General features: G+C 36.9%; 9 protein-coding genes and 2 pseudogenes. 6 read left to right on the plus strand and 5 right to left on the minus strand.

The annotated features are described in order from the left end of the window. The 4 genes and pseudogenes from ACFINZ_RS08605 to ACFINZ_RS08620 all read left to right on the plus strand — a co-directional run. Positions 1 to 105 (plus strand): annotated as a pseudogene (locus tag ACFINZ_RS08605) (late control protein); the annotation flags it as partial. A gap of 758 nt (positions 106 to 863) precedes the next feature. After that, entirely contained in the window at positions 864 to 2021 is a 1158-nt protein-coding gene (locus ACFINZ_RS08610; protein WP_375662166.1) for a tyrosine-type recombinase/integrase, read from the plus strand. Between the two features lie 274 nt (positions 2022 to 2295). Then, on the plus strand, positions 2296 to 3678 hold the full coding sequence (locus tag ACFINZ_RS08615; RefSeq protein WP_375683298.1) for a ParB/Srx family N-terminal domain-containing protein: 1383 nt from the start codon (positions 2296 to 2298) through the stop codon (positions 3676 to 3678). 68 nt (positions 3679 to 3746) lie between these two features. Further along, on the plus strand, positions 3747 to 4613 hold the full coding sequence (locus ACFINZ_RS08620; RefSeq protein WP_375683299.1) for a DNA adenine methylase: 867 nt from the start codon (positions 3747 to 3749) through the stop codon (positions 4611 to 4613). Positions 4614 to 4821: 208 nt separating this feature from the next. Here ACFINZ_RS08620 and ACFINZ_RS08625 read toward each other — a convergent pair whose 3' ends face one another. From ACFINZ_RS08625 to ACFINZ_RS08635, 3 genes are all read right to left on the minus strand, one after another. Continuing rightward, the gene (locus tag ACFINZ_RS08625; protein WP_375662167.1) at positions 4822 to 5034 is read right to left on the minus strand and encodes a hypothetical protein; all 213 of its coding nucleotides are present in this window, start codon (positions 5032 to 5034) and stop codon (positions 4822 to 4824) included. A gap of 131 nt (positions 5035 to 5165) precedes the next feature. Next, on the minus strand, positions 5166 to 5393 hold the full coding sequence (locus tag ACFINZ_RS08630) for a hypothetical protein (protein ID WP_375627820.1): 228 nt from the start codon (positions 5391 to 5393) through the stop codon (positions 5166 to 5168). Further along, positions 5390 to 6052 carry a lysozyme gene (locus ACFINZ_RS08635; RefSeq protein WP_375683301.1) on the minus strand — a complete coding sequence of 221 codons (663 nt, stop codon included), beginning with the start codon at positions 6050 to 6052 and terminating at the stop codon, positions 5390 to 5392. The genes ACFINZ_RS08630 and ACFINZ_RS08635 overlap by 4 nt, the downstream gene beginning before the upstream one ends. Before the next feature lie 105 nt (positions 6053 to 6157). Here ACFINZ_RS08635 and ACFINZ_RS08640 point away from each other — a divergent pair, with 105 nt between their 5' ends. Further along, complete coding sequence (locus ACFINZ_RS08640; RefSeq protein ID WP_012230755.1) at positions 6158 to 6481, plus strand: type II toxin-antitoxin system RelE/ParE family toxin; 324 nt, start codon at positions 6158 to 6160, stop codon at positions 6479 to 6481. Between the two features lie 11 nt (positions 6482 to 6492). After that, positions 6493 to 6804, plus strand: a complete 312-nt coding sequence (locus ACFINZ_RS08645; RefSeq protein WP_375683302.1) for a DNA-binding protein — start codon at positions 6493 to 6495, stop codon at positions 6802 to 6804. 58 nt (positions 6805 to 6862) lie between these two features. Here ACFINZ_RS08645 and ACFINZ_RS08650 read toward each other — a convergent pair whose 3' ends face one another. Together ACFINZ_RS08650 and ACFINZ_RS08655 are read right to left on the minus strand one after the other, a co-directional pair. Next, positions 6863 to 7393 carry an antA/AntB antirepressor family protein gene (locus tag ACFINZ_RS08650; protein WP_375683303.1) on the minus strand — a complete coding sequence of 177 codons (531 nt, stop codon included), beginning with the start codon at positions 7391 to 7393 and terminating at the stop codon, positions 6863 to 6865. Between the two features lie 303 nt (positions 7394 to 7696). Then, positions 7697 to 7873 (minus strand): annotated as a pseudogene (locus tag ACFINZ_RS08655) (late control protein); the annotation flags it as partial.

The following is a 7873-nucleotide window of genomic DNA, read 5'->3' on the forward strand; positions in this document are numbered from 1 at the left end:
ACCGTCACCCACCGCTATGAAAAACAAAGCGGATACACCACAGAAATCACACTCGAGGCACCAAACAAGGGAAAAGAGGCAGGAGAAAAGGAAACCTCTGAGTGACAGAAAATCAAAGGGTAATGTTTACCCTTTGATTGGTGATGAAGGGCATTTAGAGGAATAGGGACAACTTGTCCCAATTGCTAAAACGAGAAATAGGATCAAGTTGATCCAATTGCATGAGTACAGCAATAAGGTATTGTTTACCCAATTCCTTAAAGGAGTAATGATGAAAACATTGCACAATTGCATACTGAAAAGGAATTCTGTCAAGTTGACCGAATTGCTTAAACGCTTCTCTTTTTAATAATGTCCTGAATAATGTACTTAGGATACAGAAAAATCATCAGTCAATTTATGCTAAAAGAAGTCATACCATTTTATGCACACTGCTTCTCAAATAATACGATTCCAACTCAATGATTGATCATCAAAAATTGCGATTTTGAGCAGAAAAAAAAAGAGGCTTTAAATACCCTTTAGATAAGGTCTTTGAAGACCCTTTGAGAACACCTTTAAAACTCTTTGAAAAAAAATAAATTGGTACAAAACCTAGTGGCAAAATATACAAAACCCGCTGGCAAGCTACATCAGTAAAAACAATAGGTTACATATAACAAAGAAGAGTATGGTGCCCAGACGCGGCAAGCAGGGGCTTAGCAACAAGATTCAAAGTATATAAAGATGTGTAAGGGCGTATTGATGTCTATAGCTTTTTATGATTCAATAAAAAAAGTAAGTATTAAAGAAAAAATCTCAAATCAGAAATTAAAGGTGGTCTAAAAGGTGGACCCAAAAAGGTGGACGAGAGGGGACGTTAAGTGAGGGCGATTCATCGGTTATCAGCATCATTCGTAAAGACGTCTCCGCAGGGTAAATATTGTGACGGGGCAGGGTTGTGGTTGAATGTTCGAAAAGACAATACACGCTCTTGGTTTTTTCGCTATACGCACCACAATAAGCGCCGTGAAATGGGACTTGGTCCTGTTACGAAACTCTCTTTAAAAGAAGCGCGTGAGCTTACAAGATATTATAGTGATATTCTTAAAGAAGGCAATGATCCTATTGTCTTTCGAGAACAGACTATTTTAAAACAGCAAAGCAATATTTTTCAAGAAATTGCAAAAGCGGCTTTTGAAAGCAAAAAAGCAGAGTTGAAAAATGAAGGTAAAAACGGTCGCTGGTTTTCTCCACTAGAGTTGCACGTGATTCCACACATAGGTAATTTACCTATAGAAAAATTAACAGCCAATATCATTCGCAATGTTCTCGCGCCCCTTTGGCATGAAAAAGCAGACACAGCGCGAAAAGCACTTAACCGTATCAATATTTGCTTGAAATATGCTGCGGCTCTTGGTTTAGATGTTGATTTACAGGCTTGTATGAAAGCACGCGCTCTTTTAGGAAAACCACGTGCTACATCAACAAATATTCCTGCTATGCCATGGCAAGAGGTTCCGGCATTTTATCAAAGCTTGGATGATAAGATCCTTTCAAATTTAGCACTGAAGTTATTGATTTTGACAGGCGCACGGTCATATCCATTGCGCTATTTGCGTCTTGAACAAATTGACAAAAATATATGGACGATACCAAAAGAAAACATGAAAGGTATTGTAGGGAAAGTTTCAGACTTTCGCGTGCCACTAAGTGATGAAGCTTTGAGAGTTATTGAAAAAACTCTCCCCTTTGAAAAGAATGGTTTTCTCTTTTCTGGTCTTAGAGGCAACCCCATTTCTGATGCCACCATGGCAAAGTATATGACAGTTTGTGGTTTGACTTATCGTCCCCATGGTTTTCGGTCAAGCTTACGGGATTGGATAGCAGAGACAACGTCAACACCATTTGAGATTGCCGAAACTGTTCTTGCACATACAGTTGGGAGTTCAGTGACGAAAGCCTACATGCGAACGGATTTTTTAGAACAGCGACATGTTCTCTTGGAACAATGGGCGTCTTTTATATCAGGAAAGGCTTGACAAAATTAAAAATAGAGAGTCTTTTCTCAGAAATTTTTCTCAAATGATGTAAGTGCCTGAACTGGATTCTTTTGCAGCATTTACGTTTACTTCACTTTGAAATAAAAGGAAAAAGTTGGACGATGTTTAAAACATTACTCGCCTTTTAGCTAGAGAAGATTAAAGAGAGATTCCAAAGTGTGATTCATATATAAAGTAGACTTTAATATAGAATATTTGTCAGTTTACCATGTTAATATTATGATTCGATATTTTGTATTGTTGGTTAAGAGTAATGATAAACACTAAAGAATTTTCTTTAAAAACACTTAAACTTGATCTAGAAAATCCTAGAATTCCCAGATTCACAAGTGAAAAGGATGCTATAAATTTTCTTTGTATTACAGAAAAAATTTTGGAATTGGCCGAAGATATTGCTGAAAACGGGTTGTCTCCATTTGAAAAGCTTATGGTAATACAAGATGGAGAGAAGTACGTTGTTAAAGAAGGTAATCGGCGGCTTGCTGCGCTCAAACTTCTTGATAATCCAAGTCTAGCTCCAGAGCATCTAGGTAAAAAGATCGCTAAATATAGTGCTGACCGTAAAATTCACATAACTTCTGTAGAATGTGCTATTGCTTCTGACATAAAAGAAGCAAATCACTGGATGGAGATAAAGCATTTAGGTCAAAATAATGGAAAAGGTGTGAAGCCATGGAATGCTATACAAAAGTCACGTTATTCGCCAGACAATCCGAATAGATTTGCATACCTATTATTGAATCATCTGTTGGAGGATCCTTCATTAGATTATGAGATAACGACTGTCACACGTTTGATTTCTAAAACAACTTTTTTTGAGTATACTGGAATTTATTATAATCAGTTGGAGGACAAGCTCATCTTTTCATGTTCATATGAAGAAAATTCTGCACTTGATAATTTTTTGAAACAATTTGTACAAGATATACTTAAAAAAAAGATAAATTCTCGTTCTTGCAATAATAGAAAAGATATAGAAAAATATTTTGAAATCTTATCTCGCAAATTTGGTCTAACTAAATCATTTGATTCTTCTAATCTAACTAATTTATTTAGTTCTTCTAAAAAGCTTGCTAGAAAAGGCAAGGATAAAAAAGAAACAGAGTATTCTAAAAGAAAAGATAATCTACCTACAAGCGATGCGAATAAAGATGGAAATTATCCAAAACAAAAATTATTTCGCCGCATTTATGATGAAGAAATTGCAGATCAGTTGCAGAAATTAGGTATTATAAAACCCATCAGTATATATTCTTCAGTAAAAAAATTAGGTACTGACGCTGATACACCTCTTGTGTATATAGCGTTTAGTTGTTTATTCGAAGGGCTGACAGGCTTTTTAGGCCGAGAAAACAAATCTTTTGATAATTTTTTAAAGGATAAGTTTTCAAAGTATTGTCGATTATTAAAAACCGAACTTGACGATACACAGTATATAAATGAAAATGAGAAAGCTATTTTAGACACTCTAGCGAAGGTTAGAATGCAAGCCAATACAGCTAAACATGCCTTCCGTTCAGCACCCTTGAGTTATCTAGAGGTTCTCAGTGATATACAAGTATTAAAGCCAGTGTTAATGCAATTAATCAATGAAGTGTATGACAAAAAATTGCAGAATGCTCGTCAAATGCTTTAGCCATTGCTGGCCAATATGAACAAAATATGATAACATGGCTTTGTTTTAATACTGTAAGGTTTACAGAGATGGCTTATAATTATTCTCCATTAAGGTATCCTGGTGGCAAGGCTGTACTCTATGGAAGAATCAAAGAAATTTTTGAGAAAAATGGATTAAATGGATGTTCTTATCGTGAGCCTTTTGCTGGTGGGGGCGGATTGGCTCTAAATTTTCTTTTAAATAACGATGTTAAAGATATCTACATTAATGATATTGATCCGTTTATTTGGAGTTTTTGGTATTGTGTTTTGCACAAGACAGAAGAATTAATAGAAAAAATCAATACAACGACCATTAACTTAGAAGAGTGGTATAAACAAAAAGAAATTTCTCCTGAAAACGCAGACGTGCTTAGCGTTGGGTTTGCTGCATTTTTTTTGAATCGCACAAACAGATCTGGAATCATTAAAAATGCTGGTCCTATTGGAGGAAAACAACAAGTTGGGAGTTACAAAATAAACTGTAGATTCAACAAAAGGGACTTAATTAGCCGGATTAGAAATATAAGTGTACAAAAAGATAGGATATATTTAACTCGTTTAAATGCACAGGAATTTTTGCTGCGTTATGGAACTGATGAAAACACCTTTTTTTATATGGACCCTCCTTATTTTAAAAAAGGAAAAGAGCTGTATACTTCATTTTATAAAGCTAAAGATCATTGCGATTTAGAAAGTATCATTTCTAAACATGTGAATGCGCTTTGGTTAATTACTTATGACAACGTAGAAGAAATTAAATTCTTGTACAATCAATATCCTAAAATAGAATTTAATATACGGTATTCTCTACAAAATAAGAGACAAGCTCAAGAACTGATGATTTTCTCACCAAAGATCAAAATTCCACAATCATTAGAACAGAATATAACATCACTTTGTAACGTGGCTTAGCTGCTTTCATAAACAAAATTTGTTCTCTCTACAAGCTTTGAAAGTTTGATTGCTGTCAGTCAATTTCATATTTTAAGGAAAGGTTTGGTGTGTTTAACTCTTTGAGAACCACTATTTTAAATGGGCGAAGACATTCTCTATCGCCTCCATGAGACGAGCAAAATTAAGAAATCATTTTCTAAAGAATTTCGCGCGTCTCAGAGTATGTTTAGAGTTGGATATTTGGTTTTTGTGTAAAAATACTTACTAATGCATCTATAATACGTGAAAAATCAAGCGCTAATAAGAGTATAATGAGTACAATCCATTTCGTATAACGAGACATCACTTTTATACTTTTGTAGGTCATGATGATTTCTTGAAGTATTTCTTTTTCTGCTTCTGTAAGCTCTATATCGTCTTGTGTTTTTTTTCTAGCCATGTTTCCACCCACACACGTGTTCACCTAGATTATTGTGCTTTAAGATCTCTCTTGCTAAGTTTGAACTGATGGTGTTCAGATCTTTCCGGCTTAAATAAATTGGCAACCAGCCAATACAAGAAGAAGCATATTTATTTGTCGCGCAACCAGTCAGAGAGAGCAGTACGCACATCAGCATCACTTTTTTGATTAACTTCACTTTCCACCTCCAGACGTGTTGTGGCTGCTTTTAAAGCTTTTTCTGTTTGCTTTTGTTGCTCTGCTTTTTTCCCAAGAGTAAAAGCTCTTGCTAAAATCATAAAAAAAGCAGCTAAAGCCGCGCCTATTAACAGTAGATTTCTTTTCATCCATAAGATCATAAACGGTGTTCCTGAAAACGTTTAGCAACAAAGAAAATGCCAGCACATGCGGCTAAAACCATGATAGTGGCGAGCGCCCATTGCACTGGACCATTGCCTGCTAATAAGCCTCCAAGCCCTGAAAAAGAACCAATAACTGGTGCAAGAGCTTCAGCTTTAAAAAGCCCTGTTGGTGCTTGCGTTTCTACGGTTTGGTAGTTAGAGGAAACAAAAGCACCTTTCGCCCACAAGCCTGCTTCTGCTGCACGCCGGTGTGCGAGACCTTCAAGACGCTTTCCGCCTGCTTTGGTCCATTTCTGTAGCTCTGCAGGGACAGCTTCATATTCACCTTGATTGAGCTTTTTTAACAGTGTCGAGTTACAAAAGGCTGTTGTTCCTACATTATAGCAAAAGGAGACTAAAGCCGCGAATTGTTCATCGGTTAAAGAAACTTGAACGGCTTGTTCAACGGCATTTTCAAATTGTCTTAAGTCTTGGCAAAGAAGTTCTTCTGCTTGTTTTTCAGTGATTGCCATACCTTTATGAACAAAAGGTTTTCCAGCATTGTTTGTATGTCCATAACCGATTGTCCACACCCCAATGGCATCTTTATAGGCATTCAAACGCAAGCCTTCCCATTGTTTAATCAGTGCTAGCCCTTCTGGTGATATTGTTCTCATATGCTTCTCCATAAAAAAGCCCCACACAAGGCGGGGCTGAGTGAAAATCTAAAAATAAATTTCTTTCGCTCTTGACAAATATTCGTTTATAAACGAATATACATTATGTTTGAAATACGTCACTACCTTACCTCTGATGGCAAAGACTTGATAGCTGATTGGCTGCGAAAGCTCCGTGATGTGCAGGCTAAAACTGCAATTATTCGCCGTCTTAATCGTTTAGAGCAAGGAAATTTTGGCGATTTCAAGCCGCTTCGTGATGGTGTCTATGAACTGCGTATGAATATTGGTCCTGGTTACCGAATTTATTATGCTCAGTCTGGAAAGACTGTATTATTGTTATTATGCGGTGGTACCAAAAAAACACAAGACACCGATATCACTCGTGCATGTGCTTGTTGGTACGATTGGCAAAACCGTGAAGATTAAGGAGTGCAAAGATGAAAGATCGTAGCCATGATGATGCAATGGCAGAAATATTCCATGATGACCCTGAGTTGGCAGCAGCTACCCTTGATGCAATCCTAGCAGATGGTGATCAGGGGGAACTGCTTGTAACTCTACGCCAAATGGCCAAAGCTTATGGTGGTGTTCAAGCTGTAGCTAAAGCAGCCAACTTGAACCCAACCCAACTTTACCGTACACTTTCAGAAAAAGGCAATCCAGAGTTCCGCAGCTTGAATGCTTTACTGCGTACCATGGGCTTTCGTTTAGCTGTACAGCCTCTTGAACGACCCGTTCCACACGTGTAACTTTAGTGTATTAACCACTCCCCACCTTTAAAGATGGGGAAGGAGGCATATTTTTTACTTATGCAGCTTTCAAAACAGATCTTTCTAAGACCTGTTTTGCTTCTTTGATTACGGCTTTGTAGTGCTTGCTCTCTTCTACTTGTGTAAAGGCTTTAACAAGATGCATGTGAAGAGGTCCATAAATGTAAACAGCCTTTTTAGTTGGAGACATTTTATCCCAATCTTTTGGGAAAGCAAAACGTATATCATCACAATAATCAACCGCTTGGCTTCTTAGTTTCTTTTCACACTCAATAAAATAACGGCGTGCTTGACGTCCTTTCTCATTGCGTTCAACCATTGAGAGCTCTTTTGCCATGTCTAGGGTGAGATGATATTCTTTACTTATAACATTTTTACGTTTCTCATTTTTGAGAAACGTAAAACCATAATCTTGATTTTCCAAAAATCCATATTCTTTAATACGGCGTACAATCCAATCTGCAAATTTAGAGTTGACTTCTAAAAATATATACAATTCACGTGCGTTAACAGTTTGAACAGTTTCTTGACCAATATTTTGTTCTGATATTTTTATAAGAGTGTTCATGATGAACTCCTAGATGTTAAAGTTTTTGATTGACACTCAATAGAGAGTGCCGGGTGCTCAAAAACACGGCATCTAGTCCGTCGTTATGCCTTTCCCAAAAGGGTATTGTATAGCATAACCACACCCGACAAGACCTTTATATGCCACGGCATATAATGAGTCAAAATCTTTAATGTTCAGAAGATTGATTATTTCGGCAACCAATCCGCTAGATGTTTTAAGGTGTTTTTGAGGCACCTGATTCGATTATTCATATTGTCGCCACATTGTCAAGTAACTCCTGATAATTTTTTGATATTTTTGCTAATTTATATCTTCCTCATCCATATGGATGACGCCTTCACCTTCGTCGCATGCGTTTGGTGGAGCGTTTGGATCAAGGGTATCGTCCTTGTCTGGTGTGGTGTTTGCAACGTTTCCAGCCGCATCTTCTTGCGCTTTATCAAAAAGTTCGCACTCTATTTTTGTGGTGTAACCACC

Origin of the sequence: Bartonella sp. AA81SXKL (genome assembly GCF_042196945.1) — a bacterium.
Classification (GTDB): Bacteria; Pseudomonadota; Alphaproteobacteria; order Rhizobiales; family Rhizobiaceae; genus Bartonella.